Source organism: Symbiobacterium sp. (assembly GCF_040797425.1).
Lineage (GTDB): Bacteria > Bacillota > Sulfobacillia > Symbiobacteriales > Symbiobacteriaceae > Symbiobacterium.
The window spans coordinates 1-16,144 of sequence record NZ_JBFNEH010000061.1 but is presented as its reverse complement, the minus strand read 5'-3'; the positions used below and the strand labels follow the sequence as shown (position 1 = coordinate 16,144).

Here is a 16,144-nt window from a genome sequence, read left to right as displayed (position 1 = left end):
CCTGGGGGTTGACCCCCCTTTCGGGGGGGGTCACCCCGCCCGCGCCAATCAGGTCGAACACGCCCCATGAACCCGCCTCACCCGTGCAGGGGACGCGGGCCCGAAGTCTCCACGACTTCCGGCGGCGGCTTCGCGGCGCCGGCTGCCTCGCATCACTGACCCACGCACGCAACCGGCGGAAGGCGGCATCAGGTGGTCCCGCTGCCTCCCGGCTCTCGTGGGGGACGCCCGAGGTCAGCAACCGAGCCCGTAGGCCTCCCAGATCACGCTGATCGGATGGATCGCCCGAATGCCGGTCTGGTATTCGATCTGCCAGCGGCACGTCTCGCAGTCCGAGACGGCACGGGGAGCGCCGGAAGCGAGCAGCGCGTCCCGCATCGGGGTGCCCACCCTCATCGAGACCTCGTACTTCTCCTTCTTGAAGCCGTAGGTCCCTGCGGAACCGCAGCAGCCGGCGTCGATGTTCCAGGTCTCCACGCCGGGGATAAGGTTCAGCAGTGCCACCGCGGGAACCCCGATGCCCTGTGCCCGCTGGTGGCAGGGCTGGTGGTAAGGGAGCCGCTGGTCCATGTAGCGGAAGTCCGTGCGCAGCATTCCCTGCTCGTGGCAGGCGAGCAGGAACTCGGAGATGTCGTAGACTTGCCGAGCTACCACGTCGGCGCCGTCCAGATGAAGGACGTTGGGGTAGTCGTGCTTCAGGACGAGGGAGCAGCCGACCGAGCTCACGACGATCGGAATGCCCTGCTCCGCCGGTTCGAGCAGGTGGCGCAGGTTGAAGCGGCCATTGTGCGCGGCGGCGTTCAGGTCTCCGTTGGCGATGAGGGGAAGCCCGCAGCACGTCTGCTCGGGGAGGATCACCTCGAACCCGTTGTGCTCCAGCACCTCGACCACGTGCTGCCCGATCTGCGGCTCCATGAACTGGGTCGAGCAGCCGTGGAAGTAGGCGACCTTGCCGTTGGGGGCAGGACGGTCCTTCCAAGGTGATTCGTGCTTCGCGAACCAGGCGCGGAACGAGCGGTTCGCGTAGCGGGGCATCGGCTTGTGGCGGTCGATGCCGAGCACCTTCTCCATGGTCCAGCGGATGGGCCGGTTGGCGAGCACGCCGTTCACCAGCCCCGGCATATGCACCGCAATCGGACCCACCAGGTAAGTGTGGGTCAGGACCCAGTCCCGGAACGCGAGCCCCCGGACGCCCACGCGGCGGACCTTCGGCTCGTTGACCAGCTCAGACGGCTGGAGGCCCGACGGGCAGACCGTGTCGCAGGTGCGGCAGCCGAGGCACAGATCCAGGTGGTCCAGTTCGGCCACCTCGCCGGCGGCGCGCAGGCGGGCGAGCCCGGGTCCGCCGTTCTTGGGCCCAGGGAACTCGGGGGCGACCCGCAGCACGGGACAGTGTACCTCGCAGATGGTGCACTTCAGACATGCATCGTACTGGTCGATCACCGCCGCTCACCTCCGTCCGTCAGCGCCAGGCGCCCTGCCCTGCGGCCCGCCACGCCGCCCGTGGCGACGGCCACGCCGCCGCCGGAGCCCTCGGCGTAGGGGTCGTAGCCGGCCAGCGTCCGGCCACACACGAAGAGATTCGCAAAACCCTCCGGGCGCAGTTCGTCGTTCACGGCAACGCCGACGCGCACGAAGGGGTGGCCGCCCTCCGGCAGGAAGCTGGCATCGGCCCAGGCGGACGGCTCGCCCGGCTGCGGCGTCGTGACCGGCAGGCCGAAAAGCGGCTCCGTCACCTGGAGCCCGTCGGCCATCAGTCCGTTGCCCAGCAGGCCACCCGTGGCCAGCACATAGGCCTCGGCCTCGTACCGTACTCGTCCGCCGGGCCCTTCGCAGACGACGGCGACCACGCGGCCGTCCTTCACCTGGGCCCGCACCGCCCGGCTGTTCAGGGCGAGGTCAACGCCCGCCAGCTGAACGGCCCGGCGCAGGAACTCAGCCAGACGCAGGCCGGGCACCGACGGCGGCGGCAGCAGGACCTCCGCCACGGGCATGCCGATGGCCTCTGCGATGGCCTGCTGCACCCGGGAGGCGCCGGCGAGCCCCAACACGGCGGGGAAGAGAACCCATTCGGGCTGTAGGTCCGCCCCGCGCGGCGCACCTGCTTCCGTCGCGGGGGACTCAGGGGCACCCCTTTCCGGCGCCGATGCTCCGCTCGCCGTGGGCTCGCTGCCGCCCCTCTCGGAGGCCCGTACCCCGCTGGTTGGGAACTCGCTGCCGCCCTTCTGGGGAGCCCGCGCCCCGCTCGCCGGGAACTGGCTGCCGCTCCCCTCGAGGGCCCCTGCCCCGTTCGCCGGGAACTCGCTCTCGCCGCTTTCCAGGGAGACGGACCCCGTCAGCGGGGCTGCCGCCTTGCGCGATTGGCTAAGGGCCGTGCGAACCGCGGTGATGACCTCGGCGCGGTAGTTCTCGTCTTCCAGCAGCCGGGCGAGGGCGACAGGGTGGATCTCCTCGGGGGACCCGGGAAGGTCGACCCAGCACCAGGAAGCGTTCCCCAGCCCGGCGGCCACCACGGAGGGGTCGAAGTCGCGCAGGCCCCGGAAGCCCACCACCCGCACGGATGCGTCCGGGGGAGGTGCGGCCATCCCGGGGGCGACCAGGTACGTCGGACGGCGTGCCCCCAGTGCGGTGATCACGTCGACGCCCGGGGAAAGCGGCCACCCCACCCGGGAGAGTTCCTCCTGGAAGACCGCCAGTTCCCGGTCTACGGCTTCCATCCCGAGAAGCCGGTACGGGTGCTCCGGGGGAAGAACGTCAGACGGAACGGCCAGCCGGTCGATGCAGCCCGATGCCAGTTCCAACACGCCGGCCCCTTCCGCCACCAGGGTGACGCGGGCGCCCGTTCGGCGCGCCGCCAGCGCCGCCGTCATGCCGGCGAGGCCACCGCCGATGACCAGGACCTGCGGGCGCCGCACCCGGCCGCGAAAGCACGGGGTGCCGATCATCTGCTCAGTCATCCGCCACACCTCCCGCCTTCAGGGCGCCCCGGGCGGCGGCGCCGTCTCCGGCGCTCCCCTGCAGGGGCACCATCGCCAGCTGGCTGCGGGCCAGGGCGTAGTTCAGTTCGGCCGCCCGGAGTTCCAGACCGCCCAGGCCGCCCCGCACCCCGCGCCACCGCTCCGCCTGGAAGCGGGCCACAAGGTCAGGCACGCGATCAGGCGAGATGATGCCCTCCCGGGCGAGGATCAGGGCCGCCCGGTAGCCGCAGAAGCCGCCCTGACAGGTGCCCATGCCCAGCCGTGTCCTCCGCCGCAGGTCGCCCAGCGACGGGTTGGTGAGGCTCCGGGCGGTGGCCACCAGTTCGCCGGCTGTCACTTGCTCACACTCGCAGACTACCTGGGCGCCTCCGGGCTGCTCCATGGCCTCGGCTACGGCGGGGAGCATCGCCGGGTGCCTGTCCGCCACCGCACGGGCCCGCTCCGTGCCCACCACGTGCACCACCCGGCTCAGCGCGGTGGGGTCAGGCGGGGGCAGGATCGGCTCCACCGCCGTCCGGCAGGGGGCGGTAACGCCCAGGTGCGCGGCCGCCACGTCCACCACCCGCTCGGCCATGAGCCGGTAGGTGGTCAGCTTGCCACCCACGATCGAGACCAGCCCGTCGATCCCGTGCTCGGCCTTGTGGTCGATCACCACGAAGGTGCGGGAGAGTTCACGGGTGTTGCCGGCACTGCGCGACCCGTACAGCGGCCGCACGCCGGCGAAGGCCCGCAGCACCCGGGCGTGTGCGGCCAGCGGGAGCATCTCCGCGCCCAGCCGCTTCAACTCCTGCACCTCGGACGCGGGTACCTCGATGTTATCCGGGTCCGGCACCGGCGTGGCAGTGGTGCCCAGGAGGGTCACGCTTCCGGCCGGCACGAAGATGTCGCCGTTACCCGGCTTGCGCAGCCGGTTGACCACCCGGCTGGTCAGGCGGCCGTGGTAGACCAGCAGTACTCCCCGGTCAGCCACGACGCTGAGGGGGACAGACGCCATGGCGGCAATCTGACCGGCCCAGGCCCCGGCGGCGTTGATCACCATCTCTGCCTCCAGCCGCTCCTCCTCGCCGGTGGCCAAGTTCCGCAGCCGCACGCCCACCACGCGGGGCCCGTCCATCAGCAGTCCCACGACCCGCCGGTAGGTGAGCACCCGGGCCCCCAGCGCCTCGGCGGCGGCCACGTTGCCCTGCACGAGTCGCCATCCGTCTACGGACGCATCGGGCACGGTGTACGCCTCCCGCACCGACTCGGACAGCAGCGGCTCCTCCCGGCGCAGGCGGTCCACGTCCACCTCCTCCACCGGGATGCCGGCGTCCCGGCACGCGGTCACCCACTGCCGGGCGTAGGCCGGGTCGTCCTGTTCCAGCCGCACGAACAGCCCGCCACAGGGCTCCACGGCGAACGGAGCGATCTGTCGCACGATCCGGTTCTCCTCCGCACACTCCCGGGCGGACTCCGGGTCCTTCACGGCGTAGCGACCGCCGCTGTGCAGCAGGCCGTGGTAGCGGCTGGACGTGCCGTGCACCAGGTCGCCCTGCTCGACGAGAGCCGCCTTGATGCCCCGGAGGGCCAGGTCTCGCAGGATGCCGGCGCCCGTCACGCCGCCGCCGATCACGATGGCTTGCAGCACGCTCTATCTCCCCTTTCGCGGCAAAACCCCACCAGTGACACGCCGGCCTGGCGTGCCCTGGTGGGGCGACTCTCCGCATCTCAGCGCCCTCGTTCCGGCCGCCCGGCCGGAACCGCTATGGCTCCTTGTGTTTCCATTTTACGCTGGCCCGAACCCGCCTCGTAGGGGGCATCGGACCTAATCGACATAGTCAGAACGTGTCACTTCTCGGTCAGCGCCAGGAACTGCTTCACATCCACCACTGACACGTCAACGGCGCCCTGCCAGAAGTCGGGCTTCGTCAGGTCCACGCCCAGGTGCTTGGCGGCCAGGTCTTCCACCCGCATCCGGCCCGTGTCGCGCAGAAGCTCCACGTACCGCCGGGCGAACGCGGGGCCCTCCTCCAGCGCGCGGGCGTACACCCCGGAGCTGAACAGGAAGCCGAAGGTGTAGGGGAAGTTGTAGAAGGGCTGGCCGGTGATGTAGAAGTGCAGCTTCGACGCCCAGAAGTGCGGGTGGTACTCGGAGAGAGCGCCGCGGAATGCGTCCTTCTGCGCCTCCACCATCAGCTCGTTCAGCCGCTGGGCCGGTACCAGCCCCTTCGCCCGTTCGGCGTAGAAGCGGGTCTCGAAGAGGAAGCGGGCGTGGATGTTCATGAAGAAGGTCACGGCCCGATCGGCCTTGAGGGCCAGGAGCGCCAGCCGCTCCTCGTCGCTGCGGGCGGCCCGGACGGCGGCGTCGTTCACCAACAGCTCGGCGAAGGTCGAGGCCGTCTCGGCGACGTTCATGGCGTACTGCTGAGCGAGCTGCGGCAGGTCGTTCATCACCGACTGGTGGTAGGCGTGGCCCAGCTCGTGGGCCAGCGTGAAGACGTTGTCCATGTTGCCGCCGAAGGTCATGAAGATGCGCGACTGGTGGCTGAGGGGGAACGAGGTGCAGAAGCCGCCGGGGCGCTTGCCCGGCCGGTCCTCGGCCTCGATCCAGCGCTGCTCGAACGCCTTCCGGGCAAAATCCGCCATGTCCGGGGAGAAGCGGCCGAAGTGCTCCACGACAAAGGCCGCGGCCTCGTCGTAGGTCACCTTCGCGGCGGACTCGCCCACCGGGGCGTCCACGTCGTACCAGGCCAGCCTGTCGAGCCCCAGGAGCCTGGCCTTCCGGTTGAGGTACTCCACGAAGATGTCCTTGTTCTGGTCGATGACCGCCCACATCACCTCGAGCGTTTCGGCCTTCATCCGGTTGGTCTCCAGGGGCTCGGTGAGGATCGAGTCCCAGCCCCGGTGCTTGTAGAGTTGGATGCGGAAGCCGGCCAGGTGGTTCAGCGCCTCGGCGATCAGGTCGGCCTGCTCGCTCCACACCTGCTCCCACAGCGGGAAGAGCTTCGTCCGCACCGCCCGGTCGGGGTCCAGCAGCTTGTTGGCGGCCTGCCCGGCCGAGAGGTAGACGGTCTTGCCGTCCTCCTCCCACGGAATCTGGATGCGCGCCACGAGTTCGTTGTAGAGCCGCCCCCAGGCGTGGTACCCGTCCACGGCCAGGTCGCCGGCCAGCGATTCGCGCGCCGGGTCCATCTGCATGGCCGCCCGCGCCCGGCGCTCCTGCAGGGGATAGGCGACGTCGGCGAACTCCGGCCGCGCGAGGAGGGCTAGGAACACCTCATCGGAGAGCTGGCTGAGCTGATGGTCCAACAGGGTGGTGGCGTTGCCGAACGCGGCGGCGATCTGGCTGACCCGGCCCTGCAGGAGCTTGGCTTCCTGGTCGGCCATCGACTGCGCCTGCAGGCAGGAGACGAACGCCCCGGCCTGCCGGAGGCGCCGCACCAGCTCCTGGCACTCCACGATGAGCGGCGTCCAGCCGTCCAGCTCCGCGGGGCTGGCGGGAACCTGAGCCGCCTCCAACTGCTCCTGCAGGCGGGTCACACGAGCGGCCAGCTCGTCCAGGAACGCGCGGAACTCCGGAGAGCCGCTGCCCCCGGGAAAGAACACATCCAGGTCCCAGGTCTGGCTGAGGGGTGCTTTCACCGTCGATCCATCCTCCTTCTGCCCGCTGAACACGTTTCCTGTGGGTCGGTAGAGATTCGGGCTTGACATGGCGAATCCCTGCGGATAAAGTGGTCGATAAATACGCATGATTGTTGCAGGCGATGAGAAGGGCGAGTACCCGGACCGAGCCGTCCCAGAGAGCGGGCCCCCGGCTGCGAGGCCCGCACGGCGAAACCGGCGAAAATCCCCTTCGAGCCGCCACCCGAGCCTGCGTTCAGGTAGGCGTGGCCGGCCCTCCCCCGTTACCGGGAGGCGGCACTGCTGGGTGCCGGCTGAGGCGGCCGCGCGTGCGCGGCAATTCCGGGTGGTACCGCGGAGGCCACAAGGCCCCCGTCCCGACGTGGGACGGGGGCCTTCTTGATTCTTCCCCAAGGAGGTCGATGAGGTTGTTGGCCATTACCCTGTATGACACGACCCTGCGCGACGGGTCGCAGCGCGCTGGCATCTCCTACTCGTGCCAGGACAAGGTCCGGATCGCCCACCGCCTCGCCGACCTCGGAATCCCCTACATCGAGGGCGGGTGGCCGGGTTCCAACCCGAAGGACGGCGAGTTCTTCCGCATTCTCAAGGAGCGGCCGCTGCGCGGCGCCAAGGCGGTGGCCTTCGGCTCCACCTGCCGGGCCGGCAACGCACCGGAGGAAGACGCCACCCTCCGGGCGCTCCTCGAGGCGGAGACGGCGGTCGTCGCGCTCTTCGGCAAGAGCTGGGACTACCACGTCACCCGCGGCCTGGGCACCACCCTGGAGGAGAACCTGCGCATGATCCGGGAGTCGGTCGCGTACCTCAAGCGGTACGGCCGGGAGGTGGTCTACGACGCCGAGCACCTCTTCGACGGGTTCCGGCACAATCCCGAGTACGCCCTGGCCACGCTCCGGGCCGCGGTGGCCGGCGGCGCCGACTGGCTCGTGCTGTGCGACACCAACGGCGGGACCCTGCCCGACAGGGCAGCGGAGGTCGTGCGGCGCGTGGCCGCCGAGTTTCCGGGCGTTCGGATCGGCATCCACGCCCACGACGACGCCGGGCTGGGCGTGGCGGTGACGCTCGCCGCGGTCCAGGCGGGGGCCACCATGGTCCAGGGGACCATCAACGGATACGGCGAGCGCTGCGGCAACGCCAACCTGTGCGCGATCATCCCCAACCTGCAGCTCAAAATGGGCCTTCCCTGCCTGCCCGACGGCAAGCTGGCCGAGCTGACGGCTGCGAGCCGCTTCGTGAGCGAGGTGGCCAACCTGCCCCCCTGGGACGCCCAGCCCTACGTGGGCCGCAACGCCTTCGCCCACAAGGCCGGCGTCCACGTGAGCGCGCTGCTGAAGGACCCCGCCATGTACGAGCACGTGCCCCCCGAGGCGGTGGGCAACGAGCGGCGGGTCCTGATCTCCGACGTCGGCGGCCGCTCCAACCTGATCGCCGCCTTCGGCGACAGGCTCTCGCCCGGGGAGGCCGCGGCCCTGATCCAGCAGGTGAAGGAGCGGGAAAGCCGCGGCTTCCAGTACGAGGGGGCCGAGGCATCCCTCGCCCTGCTCACCTACAAGGGCCGCCCTCCCTTCGAGGTGCTGGGCGTGAAGGTGATGGTGACCGGGGCCTCCGGCGGACCGGCGGAGAGCGAGGTGGCCATCAAGGTCCGGGTGGGCGACCGGGTCGTACATACCGCCGCCGAGGGCAACGGGCCGGTGCATGCCATGGACCGGGCCCTGCGCAAGGCGCTGACGGAGGTCTACCCGCAACTCGCCCGGATGGATCTCCTGGACTACAAGGTGCGCGTCCTCGAGGGCTCGCAGGGCACGGGCGCCGTGGTGCGGGTGCTGATCGAGTCCGGCGACGGCTTGGAGCGCTGGTCCACGGTGGGGGCGTCGACCAACATCCTCGAGGCCTCGTGGCAGGCGCTCACCGACAGCCTGGCCTACTTCCTCGTCTTCCGGGCCGGCGTCACAGCCTGTGCGGACGGCGCTGATGCGGCCGAGGCGGCATCGGGATAGCCCTGCCGGTGCGGTAAAGGAAGAACCTCCCCCGCTCGCAGGAGCGGGGGAGGTTCACTTCAGTGGTGCAGATGGGGAGACTCGAACTCCCACCGGGGGTGGTTACCCGACACGGTCCTGAGCCGTGCGCGTCTGCCAATTCCGCCACATCTGCGGGTTGTCCACCTAGCGACCCGACGGTGCGCTGCTGCCTTCCGACCCTGACGCGGTTCCGCCGGATCGCTAGCGGACTGGTGGAGCTAAGGGGAGTCGAACCCCTGACCTCTTGAATGCCATTCAAGCGCTCTCCCAACTGAGCTATAGCCCCATATGTTGGTGGCCCAGGCCGGAATCGAACCGGCGACACCGCGATTTTCAGTCGCGTGCTCTACCAACTGAGCTACCGGGCCAGATGACATCTCGGCCTGCACTGGTCTCGGTAGATTTTAATGTTACTCGATCAATCCCGCCCAGGCAAGCCCAAATTTCTGGCAGCAGCCCGGTCAGCCCGTCGCCATCCGCGCGCTAGAGCCGTATCGCCACGGTTCGCTCCGATTTTCGCGTTCCCGCTTCCACGCAGTGGGCCGCCGCGGGGCCGTACGCCGGTTGACCTGTCCCCGTTCGTCGACTACGCTGTTTGTGTAGTCGTTTAATGATACCGCCGGAGCGACCGTCGATCAAGGGGCTATAGACGGCGTCGCGCCTGCCGGTGTAAAATGGAACAACACCCAACGATTCTGTTGCGACGCTGGGAGGGGCCTATGCCAGATATTCCGTTCTTTGACCCCATCGGCTTCTTCGCCCAGAAGCTCAGGGAAGTCGAGCAGCAGCTGATCGCCAAGAAGGCCGAGCGGGAGATCTTGCTGGCGAACCAGGCCAGCCTCGAGCAGACCCTGGCAACGCTGGCCCTCCTCTCCCCCGACCAGCAGAAGGCGATCCAACAGGAGGTGGCCTCCCTCAAGGAGGTCCTGCACTCCACCGAACGGACGCTCGCGTCGCTGGACAGCGAGATCGACATGTTGAATGCCAAGCTCCAGGCGCTCCAAGCGGCTCGGAACATGCTACACGTGGAAGGATCGTCCTAAGCTGGGGAGTTCGCGGCCTGAGCAGCAGGTAGCGTGCTCCCCCTTCTATACGCGAAAGGAGTGGCCAAGATGGATCTCGGGTTGTCCGGTAGAGTCGCGTGGGTCACCGCCGCCAGCAAGGGTCTGGGGTACGCCTCCGCCCTGGCGCTGGCGCGCGCCGGTTGCGACCTCGCCATCTGCAGCCGCGGCGAGGAGGCCGTCACCGCCGCCGCCGACCGCATCCGCGCCGAAACGGGGCGCAGGGTCCTGGCGCTGGCCGCGGACGTGACCCGCAAGGAAGACCTGGAACGGTTCACGTCCCGTGCGCTGGCCGAGTACGGCCGGGTGGACGTCCTGGTGTCCAACACCGGCGGCCCGCCCGCAGGCGGGTTCTTCGACTTCGACGACGACGCCTGGCTGAACGCGTTCAACCTGCTCCTGATGCCGGCCGTCCGCCTGAGCCGCGCGGCGCTGCCCTCGATGCGCGAGCGGGGCTTCGGCCGGATCATCTACATCACGTCATCCGGCGTCAAACAGCCCATCCAGAACCTGATCCTCTCCAACTCCCTGCGCGCCGCCGTGACCAACATGATGAAGACCCTGGCCACCGAGGTCGCCCCCTACGGCATCACGGTGAACTGCGTGGCTCCGGGGCGCATCCACACGGACCGGGTGGACCAGCTGGACCGGGGCGTGGCCGAGCGCACCGGCCGGACTCTCGAGGAGGTACAGCAGCAAACGGCCGCGACCATCCCCATGGGCCGCTACGGCACGCCCGAGGAGTTCGGCAGGGCGGTGGCGTTCCTCGCCAGCGAGGCGGCCTCGTACATCACGGGCTCGGCCATTCAGCTGGACGGCGGAATGGTGAACAGCTTGTAAGACTCCTATCCGCCCAGCGCCAGGATGCGCTCGGCGATGCGCCGGAAGAGCGGCGCCGCATAGGCGCCCCCGGCGCGCCCGTCCTCGATGAGTACCACCACGACATAGCGCGGCCGGTCGGCCGGGAACCAGCCTGCGAACCAGGCATGCGTGACCGGACGGCCGGCCATTACCGTGTCGGCCGAGCCCGACTTGCCGGCGGCCCCCACGCCCTCCACCCAGGCCGCCTGCCCCGTGCCCCCGCCGCCGGGGATCGTGGCGGCGACCAGCGCGGCCTGCAGCTCGGCCGCCGTCGCACGGCTCATGACCCGGCGGGACGGTTCGGTGTGGGGCCGGGAGACGACCTCGCCATCGCTCTTGCGCACGGCCGAGACCAGGCGGGCCGGGCGGAGCGTGCCGCCGTTGGCGATGGCGGCGTAGGCCCGCGCCACCTGCAGCGGGCTCGCCATCAGGCCGCCCTGGCCGAAGCTGAGCTGGGCGACGTCGCCGCCGTAGCGGGGTTCGGGCAGCGCCGCCACCGGCTCATGGCCCGGGGGGAGCGCCCCCGTGGGCTGATCCAGCCCGAAGCGCCGGGCCGCCGCCAGGAGCGCCCCGGCCCCCATCCGCTCGTAGCCGATGCGGATGAACGCCGTGTTGCAGGAGAAGACGATCGCCTCCCGGAGCGTCATCGGACCCCGGGGGGTCCCCTCCACGTCGCGGAAGGTGTGATCGCCCAGGCGGTAGGTGCCGCTGCACAGGAACTCCTCGTCGGGCGTGACGAGGCCGCTTTCCAGCGCCTCCGCAGCGACCAGGGGCTTGAACACCGAACCCGTCTCGTACGGCGTGAGGGCCCGGTTGCGCAGCTGGTGCTCGTCGGCGAGGACCGTCTGGTCGTAGTTGGGGCGTGCGGCAATGGCCAGCGGCTCGCCGGTGGCGACGTCCATCACCACCACGCCGGCGCGCAGAGGGCCGCCTGTCGGGTGGGCGGTGCGGTCCATCTCCTCCTCCACCGCGGCCTGGATGCGGGCGTCGATGCTGGTGTGCACGTCGTACGGCTCCTTCTGCAGCGGATCATGGGGCTGGACGGCCTGGGGCGCTTTGGTGAAAAGCGGGCGGCCCCGGCCGTCGTAGCTGGCCACGAGGTAGGGCACGTTCTCGCCCCGCAGGGCGGCGTCGTAGGCCAGTTCCAGCCCCGTCTGGCCCCCCAGTGCGTTGGCGTAGCCCACAAGGTGTCGGGCGAGCGACCCGGGGCCATAGCGCTGCCCGGTGGGGCCGACGGCCACGCCCGGAATCTCCAGGGCCGCAATCCGGTCCGCGGCCACTGGCGAGAGCCCCTCGATCACCCACGCCGCCTCGTGGTGCTCCAGCGCATACTCCAGCACCCGGGCCGCTGCCTCCTCGCCCAGGGCCTCAGCCAGGAGCGGCGCCACCGCCGCGGTGTCGGCCATCAGCCGGGGAAAGACGGCCAGCCCCAGCACGGACTGCGGGTCGGTGAGGGGCACGCCGCTGCGGTCATAGATGCCGCCTCGCCGCATCTGGAGGGGCAGCCGCTCCGTGCGCTGGCGGAACACCTGGCGGGTGAGCGCCGGCCCCTGCAGGACCTGCAGGTAGAAAACCCGTATACCCAATGCGGTAAGGCACAGCATGGCGGCGATGCTGAGCCAGAACGTGCGCCTGGCCATCTGGATACGCATGGAAAAACACCTCGGTGGAGAGTCTACCCCGAGGTGTTTTTGCTTATGCGTTATGTTGCCCCGTTGCGGCGGCTGTACCCGCGCCTTACGGCTGCTGCGCCGCCAGGTTCTCCTCAGCCCGGGCGATGTTCTCCAGGTGCTCCTCGTAGGTCGCCGCGAAGTAGTGCTCGCCCGAGCCGTCGTTCTTGGCCACGAAGTAGTAGTACTCGTGGGACTCGGGGTACAGCACCGCGCGGATGGCGCTCTCGCCCGGGGCCGCGATCGGACCGGGCGGCAGGCCGGGGTACTTGTAGGTGTTGTAGGGCGAGTCGAACTCCAGGTCCTCGTACCGCAGGCTCTCCGCCCGGGGCAGCCCCAGGGCGTAGTAGACGGTGGGGTCGGCCTGCAGCGGCATGCCCACGGCGAGCCGGTTCAGGTAGACGCCGGCGATGGCGGGCTGCTCCGCCGCTACCCGCGCCTCGGTCTCGACGATGGAGGCCAGGGTCGTGACCTCGTGGACGCTGAGCCCCAGTTCGTCGGCGCGGGCGAGCAGCTCGTCCGTCCAGACCGCCCGGAACCGGTCGAACATCATCGCCACCAGCTCCGCGGCGGTGGTGTCGCTGTGGTACTCGTACGTGGCCGGGAACAGGTAGCCCTCCATCGGCTGCTCCACGTCCAGGTCCGGGGGCAGGTAGGGGTTGAGGGACGCCTCGGCGGCCACCGCCGCCAGGAAGTCCTCACGCTCCGCCACGCCCGCCTCGTCCAGCAGGTCGGCCACCATCGCCACGGTCAGCCCTTCCGGGATGGTGATGCGCCGCACCACCACATCCCCCGCGACGAGCTTGGCCAGGATCTCGTCGGCGGACATGGCGGCGGAAAGCTCGTAGCGGCCGGAGACCAGCTGCGCGTCCAGTTGCCGGTAGCGGACGTAGTAGCGGAAAACGGTCGGGTCCCGGATGATCCCGGCTTCGGCCAGGATGGCGGCCACGTCGGCCGTGGTGGCGCCGGAGGGGATTTCGACCTCCACCGGAGCCGCCGTCGGATCGGCCGGCCCGAGGCGCGCCAGGGCCCACTGCAGGCCCGCGTAGGCAGCTCCCGCCAGGAGGGCCAGCAGCACCGCCAGGGCGAGCACCAGCCGCATTGCTCTTGCTCCAACTGACAACCACGCTCATCCTTCCGGCGCAGGTTGAATACCTGTGTTCATTTCGACAAAAAGAAGAGCCCTCCTGTACGGAGGGCTGGTTGGCCGGTTACTTCTCGGACTCCTCTTCGAACTCCTCGTCGTCGAGCATCTCCTCCCAGGCGTCAGCCACCCGCTCGAACTCCTCCTCGGATTCGATCTCGACCAGGACCTCCTCGCCGTTCTCCTCATCGATCCGCATGATGACGGCTTCGTCCTCTTCCTCGCCGTCGGTCACCGGGATCAGGACCGCGTAGTCCTTGTCGTCAACCGTGATGACCTGAACCAGCGCAAACTCGTGCTCGTTGCCTTCCTCGTCCGTCAGCACGATGAGGGAGTCATCGTGCTCATGCTGGTGCTCGTGGTCATGGCTCATGGCAATCACTCCGATCCACAAGATATTCCCATTCTAATGGAGCCGGGTTACCATGTCAAACCACGGTGTCGGGCGAGCGCCGCGCTTTGGCATCCAGATATCCCTGCAGGATCACGGCTGCCGCCATCTTGTCGACCACCTTGCGCCGCCGCGATCTGCTGACATCCGCCTCCAGGAGCACCCGCTCCGCCACCATCGTCGACATGCGCTCGTCGAAGGGCTCGACGGGGAGACCGCTGTGCTCCGCCAGGCGCTCCATGAACTCCCGGGTCAGCTCGGCGCGGGGGCCGTAGGTGCCGTTCATGTTGCGGGGCATCCCCACCACCCAGCGGCCCACGCCGTACTGGCGGGCGATCTCATCCAGCCGGGCCAGGTCCTCCTCCAGGGACCGGCGGCGGATGACCTCCAGCCCCTGGGCCGTCCAGCCCAGCTCGTCGGAGAGCGCAACGCCTATCGTCTTATCTCCCACATCGAGCCCGCCTATGCGCACCATCATTCACCTCGGTTCGCCACCGTCCGGCGCGGCGCCAGGATCTGCGCCAGCGCGATGCCGCTCAGGAATCCGTTGATGTGCGCCCAGAACGCCACGGTCTGGGTGAGGTCGTGCAGCCAGATCGGTGCGAGGCCGCTCCACAGCTGCACCAGGAACCAGAGCCCCAGGAAGACCCAGGCCGGTACCCGGAGGGCCGGGACAATCGGTCCGATGGGAACCAGCGTCAGCACCCGGGCCCGGGGGTAGCTGAGAATGTACCCACCCAGCACCCCGGCGACCGCCCCGGAGGCGCCGATGGTGGGCACGGGCGAGGTCGGGTTGGCCAGCGCGTGGGCGATGCCGGACAGGGCGGTGCAGAGCACGTAGAAGAGCAGGTAGCGCCCGTGCCCCAGCCGGTCTTCGATGTTGTCGCCGAAGACCCAGAGGTAGAGCATGTTGCCCACCACGTGGCCCCAGGAGCCGTGCAGGAACGATGATGAGACCAGCGTCACCAGGGGCCAGCCGCCGGTGGCCGCCCAGGCCGCCGGGCTCAGGAGGGCGGTCGGCCGCAGGGCGAAGTTGCTCACCAGCCACTGGCCCGCCTGCGGGCTCGCCACTTCAATCAGGAAGATCACGATGTTGGCCGCAAGCAGGAACCAGTTGACCCACGGCCGCCCGCGGGTGCGCGGGGTGTCGCGCAGTGGCAGTACCATCACCAATTCCCCCCGGAGTGTACCGCGGCCGCGCCGGATTGTAAATAGCATATCTCGCCGGGGTGTGACTCACTCTAAGGGCAGTGCGAAATTCCGGAGGTGTACGCATGCGTCTGCGCGATCTCATGACCACCAACGTGCGCACCTGCCAGCCGAACTCGTCGCTGGTCGACGTGGCCCGGATCATGGCCGAGGTCAACTGCGGCTTCGTGCCTGTGGTCGAGGGCAAGCGGCCCGTCGGGGTGATCACCGACCGCGACATCGTGCTTCGGGCCGTGGCCCTGGGAAAGGACGTCCGCACCCTGCCGGCCCGCGAGATCATGACCAGCCCGCCGATCACGGCCAGCCCCGACACGGACGCCCACGAGGCGGCCGACCTCATGGCCGCGAAGCAGATCCGACGGCTCTGCGTGGTGGAGCGGGACAGCCTGGTCGGCGTCGTCGCCCTGGGCGACCTGGCCACCGAGCAGATCCACGTCGACGAGGCCGGCGAGGCGCTCTCCTCCATCTCGGAACCCGCCCAGCCCGGCGTGCAGTGACGCAGACACGCAGCGCCCACCGGCACCCTGCGGTCAGGTAGCGGTGCTTTCGGGACGCCTCCGGAAGGGGGCGTCCCGGCGCGTCTGGCCGCGTTATGTCACCGGCTACCTTCTGCCGTCATACCAATGGCTGGGGTAGGGCATGCCCTTCTGCCCCACACGCCCAGCGGGGAGGCGCGGCCTGAGATGAGCTTCTGGCATGGCGATTGTCACTGCAAGGACGGGCGGCACCGCGTGCGCCGCCGTCATTCTGACTGCGACCACGACTGGGACTGGGACAAGGAGTGCTGCGGCGGCGACGGCTTCGACTTCGACTGCGACGAAACGGACCGCTTTGACCGGAAGGGCCGTTTCCACCACGACTTTGACCACAAGCACGACTGTGGTTGCGGTAAGAAGCGTCGCTTCGACTTTCACGGGAAAGACCACTTCGAACACGACTTCGGTCGCGACACGAAGCACCGCTTCGACTTCCACAGGAAGGACCATTTCGACGACCACTTCGACCGCAGGCACCACTGCTGCTGCGGCAAGAAGCATCACGACGACTGGGACTGGGAGTGCGACCACGACCGGCGCCGGAAGAAGAGCCGGTGCGAGAGCATCCACCCCGTCATCGTCCACGGGCACTGCGGCGCCAAGCGGTTCATCTTCGTCTAGGCGCTCGTCTCGTCGCTCAGCCGCGGGCCGCTCG

General features: G+C 69.4%; 14 protein-coding genes, 3 tRNA genes and 1 other RNA gene. 5 read left to right on the top strand and 13 right to left on the bottom strand.

Going from position 1 to position 16,144, the window contains the following annotated elements; all coding sequences use genetic code 11:
* Positions 1 to 234: 234 nt before the first annotated feature.
* The 4 genes from AB2385_RS14930 to AB2385_RS14915 all read right to left on the bottom strand — a co-directional run bounded on the left by AB2385_RS14930 (position 235) and on the right by AB2385_RS14915 (position 6,599).
* The gene (locus tag AB2385_RS14930; protein ID WP_367655803.1) at positions 235 to 1,443 is read right to left on the bottom strand and encodes an anaerobic glycerol-3-phosphate dehydrogenase subunit C; all 1,209 of its coding nucleotides are present in this window, start codon (positions 1,441 to 1,443) and stop codon (positions 235 to 237) included.
* On the bottom strand, positions 1,440 to 2,957 hold the full coding sequence (locus AB2385_RS14925; protein WP_367655802.1) for an anaerobic glycerol-3-phosphate dehydrogenase subunit B: 1,518 nt from the start codon (positions 2,955 to 2,957) through the stop codon (positions 1,440 to 1,442). Before AB2385_RS14925 ends, AB2385_RS14930 begins: the two co-directional genes overlap by 4 nt.
* Positions 2,950 to 4,605, bottom strand: coding sequence for an anaerobic glycerol-3-phosphate dehydrogenase subunit GlpA (gene glpA, locus AB2385_RS14920; protein ID WP_367655801.1), 1,656 nt, complete (start codon positions 4,603 to 4,605; stop codon positions 2,950 to 2,952). The genes AB2385_RS14925 and glpA overlap by 8 nt, the downstream gene beginning before the upstream one ends.
* 200 nt (positions 4,606 to 4,805) lie before the next feature.
* A complete protein-coding gene (locus AB2385_RS14915) occupies positions 4,806 to 6,599 on the bottom strand; it encodes a M3 family oligoendopeptidase (RefSeq protein WP_367655800.1) in 1,794 nt (597 codons plus the stop codon).
* Positions 6,600 to 7,000: 401 nt separating this feature from the next.
* Here AB2385_RS14915 and cimA point away from each other — a divergent pair, with 401 nt between their 5' ends.
* Entirely contained in the window at positions 7,001 to 8,596 is a 1,596-nt protein-coding gene (gene cimA / locus AB2385_RS14910) for a citramalate synthase (RefSeq protein WP_367655799.1), read from the top strand.
* 63 nt (positions 8,597 to 8,659) lie between these two features.
* On the opposite strand, the gene AB2385_RS14905 is transcribed toward cimA, so the two are convergent.
* The 4 genes from AB2385_RS14905 to AB2385_RS14890 form a co-directional block, all read right to left on the bottom strand.
* Positions 8,660 to 8,750: transfer RNA gene (locus tag AB2385_RS14905), tRNA-Leu, on the bottom strand.
* A 5-nt stretch (positions 8,751 to 8,755) separates the two neighbouring features.
* Positions 8,756 to 8,827, bottom strand: an RNA gene (ffs, locus tag AB2385_RS14900) — signal recognition particle sRNA small type.
* Positions 8,828 to 8,903, bottom strand: a tRNA-Ala gene (locus AB2385_RS14895).
* Positions 8,904 to 8,909: 6 nt separating this feature from the next.
* A tRNA-Phe gene (locus AB2385_RS14890) sits at positions 8,910 to 8,985 on the bottom strand.
* Positions 8,986 to 9,336: 351 nt separating this feature from the next.
* Here AB2385_RS14890 and AB2385_RS14885 point away from each other — a divergent pair.
* Positions 9,337 to 9,660, top strand: a complete 324-nt coding sequence (locus AB2385_RS14885) for a hypothetical protein (protein ID WP_367655798.1) — start codon at positions 9,337 to 9,339, stop codon at positions 9,658 to 9,660.
* 69 nt (positions 9,661 to 9,729) lie between these two features.
* On the top strand, positions 9,730 to 10,518 hold the full coding sequence (locus AB2385_RS14880; RefSeq protein ID WP_367655797.1) for an SDR family oxidoreductase: 789 nt from the start codon (positions 9,730 to 9,732) through the stop codon (positions 10,516 to 10,518).
* 5 nt (positions 10,519 to 10,523) lie between these two features.
* Here the strand turns inward: AB2385_RS14880 and AB2385_RS14875 are convergent, their stop codons facing one another.
* The 5 genes from AB2385_RS14875 to AB2385_RS14855 form a co-directional block, all read right to left on the bottom strand.
* Complete coding sequence (locus tag AB2385_RS14875) at positions 10,524 to 12,191, bottom strand: peptidoglycan D,D-transpeptidase FtsI family protein (protein WP_367655796.1); 1,668 nt, start codon at positions 12,189 to 12,191, stop codon at positions 10,524 to 10,526.
* 85 nt (positions 12,192 to 12,276) lie between these two features.
* The gene (gene mltG / locus AB2385_RS14870; protein WP_367655795.1) at positions 12,277 to 13,311 is read right to left on the bottom strand and encodes an endolytic transglycosylase MltG; all 1,035 of its coding nucleotides are present in this window, start codon (positions 13,309 to 13,311) and stop codon (positions 12,277 to 12,279) included.
* Positions 13,312 to 13,420: 109 nt separating this feature from the next.
* Positions 13,421 to 13,726 (bottom strand): DUF1292 domain-containing protein, encoded by a 306-nt coding sequence (locus tag AB2385_RS14865; RefSeq protein WP_367655794.1) that lies wholly within the window; start codon positions 13,724 to 13,726, stop codon positions 13,421 to 13,423.
* A gap of 55 nt (positions 13,727 to 13,781) precedes the next feature.
* A complete protein-coding gene (gene ruvX / locus AB2385_RS14860) occupies positions 13,782 to 14,216 on the bottom strand; it encodes a Holliday junction resolvase RuvX (protein ID WP_367655804.1) in 435 nt (144 codons plus the stop codon).
* A gap of 2 nt (positions 14,217 to 14,218) precedes the next feature.
* Positions 14,219 to 14,911: a rhomboid family intramembrane serine protease gene (locus AB2385_RS14855; RefSeq protein ID WP_367655793.1), complete on the bottom strand. Its 693-nt coding sequence runs from the start codon at positions 14,909 to 14,911 to the stop codon at positions 14,219 to 14,221.
* A 107-nt stretch (positions 14,912 to 15,018) separates the two neighbouring features.
* Between AB2385_RS14855 and AB2385_RS14850 the strand changes: the two genes are divergently transcribed.
* On the top strand, positions 15,019 to 15,450 hold the full coding sequence (locus tag AB2385_RS14850; protein WP_367655792.1) for a CBS domain-containing protein: 432 nt from the start codon (positions 15,019 to 15,021) through the stop codon (positions 15,448 to 15,450).
* A gap of 186 nt (positions 15,451 to 15,636) precedes the next feature.
* A complete protein-coding gene (locus AB2385_RS14845; RefSeq protein WP_367655791.1) occupies positions 15,637 to 16,110 on the top strand; it encodes a hypothetical protein in 474 nt (157 codons plus the stop codon).
* The last annotated feature ends 34 nt before the right edge of the window (positions 16,111 to 16,144 follow it).

What these genes read in the sequence shown, in the direction of transcription:
- AB2385_RS14885 (WP_367655798.1), top strand. Translation starts at nt 9,337, where the DNA reads ATGCCAGATATTCCGTTCTTTGACCCCATCGGCTTCTTCGCCCAGAAG.
- AB2385_RS14845 (WP_367655791.1), top strand. Translation starts at nt 15,637, where the DNA reads ATGAGCTTCTGGCATGGCGATTGTCACTGCAAGGACGGGCGGCACCGC.
- AB2385_RS14855 (WP_367655793.1), bottom strand. Translation starts at nt 14,911, where the DNA reads ATGGTACTGCCACTGCGCGACACCCCGCGCACCCGCGGGCGGCCGTGG.
- mltG (WP_367655795.1), bottom strand. Translation starts at nt 13,311, where the DNA reads ATGCGGCTGGTGCTCGCCCTGGCGGTGCTGCTGGCCCTCCTGGCGGGA.
- AB2385_RS14880 (WP_367655797.1), top strand. Translation starts at nt 9,730, where the DNA reads ATGGATCTCGGGTTGTCCGGTAGAGTCGCGTGGGTCACCGCCGCCAGC.
- cimA (WP_367655799.1), top strand. Translation starts at nt 7,001, where the DNA reads ATGAGGTTGTTGGCCATTACCCTGTATGACACGACCCTGCGCGACGGG.
- AB2385_RS14875 (WP_367655796.1), bottom strand. Translation starts at nt 12,191, where the DNA reads ATGCGTATCCAGATGGCCAGGCGCACGTTCTGGCTCAGCATCGCCGCC.
- AB2385_RS14865 (WP_367655794.1), bottom strand. Translation starts at nt 13,726, where the DNA reads ATGAGCCATGACCACGAGCACCAGCATGAGCACGATGACTCCCTCATC.
- AB2385_RS14925 (WP_367655802.1), bottom strand. Translation starts at nt 2,957, where the DNA reads ATGACTGAGCAGATGATCGGCACCCCGTGCTTTCGCGGCCGGGTGCGG.
- AB2385_RS14850 (WP_367655792.1), top strand. Translation starts at nt 15,019, where the DNA reads ATGCGTCTGCGCGATCTCATGACCACCAACGTGCGCACCTGCCAGCCG.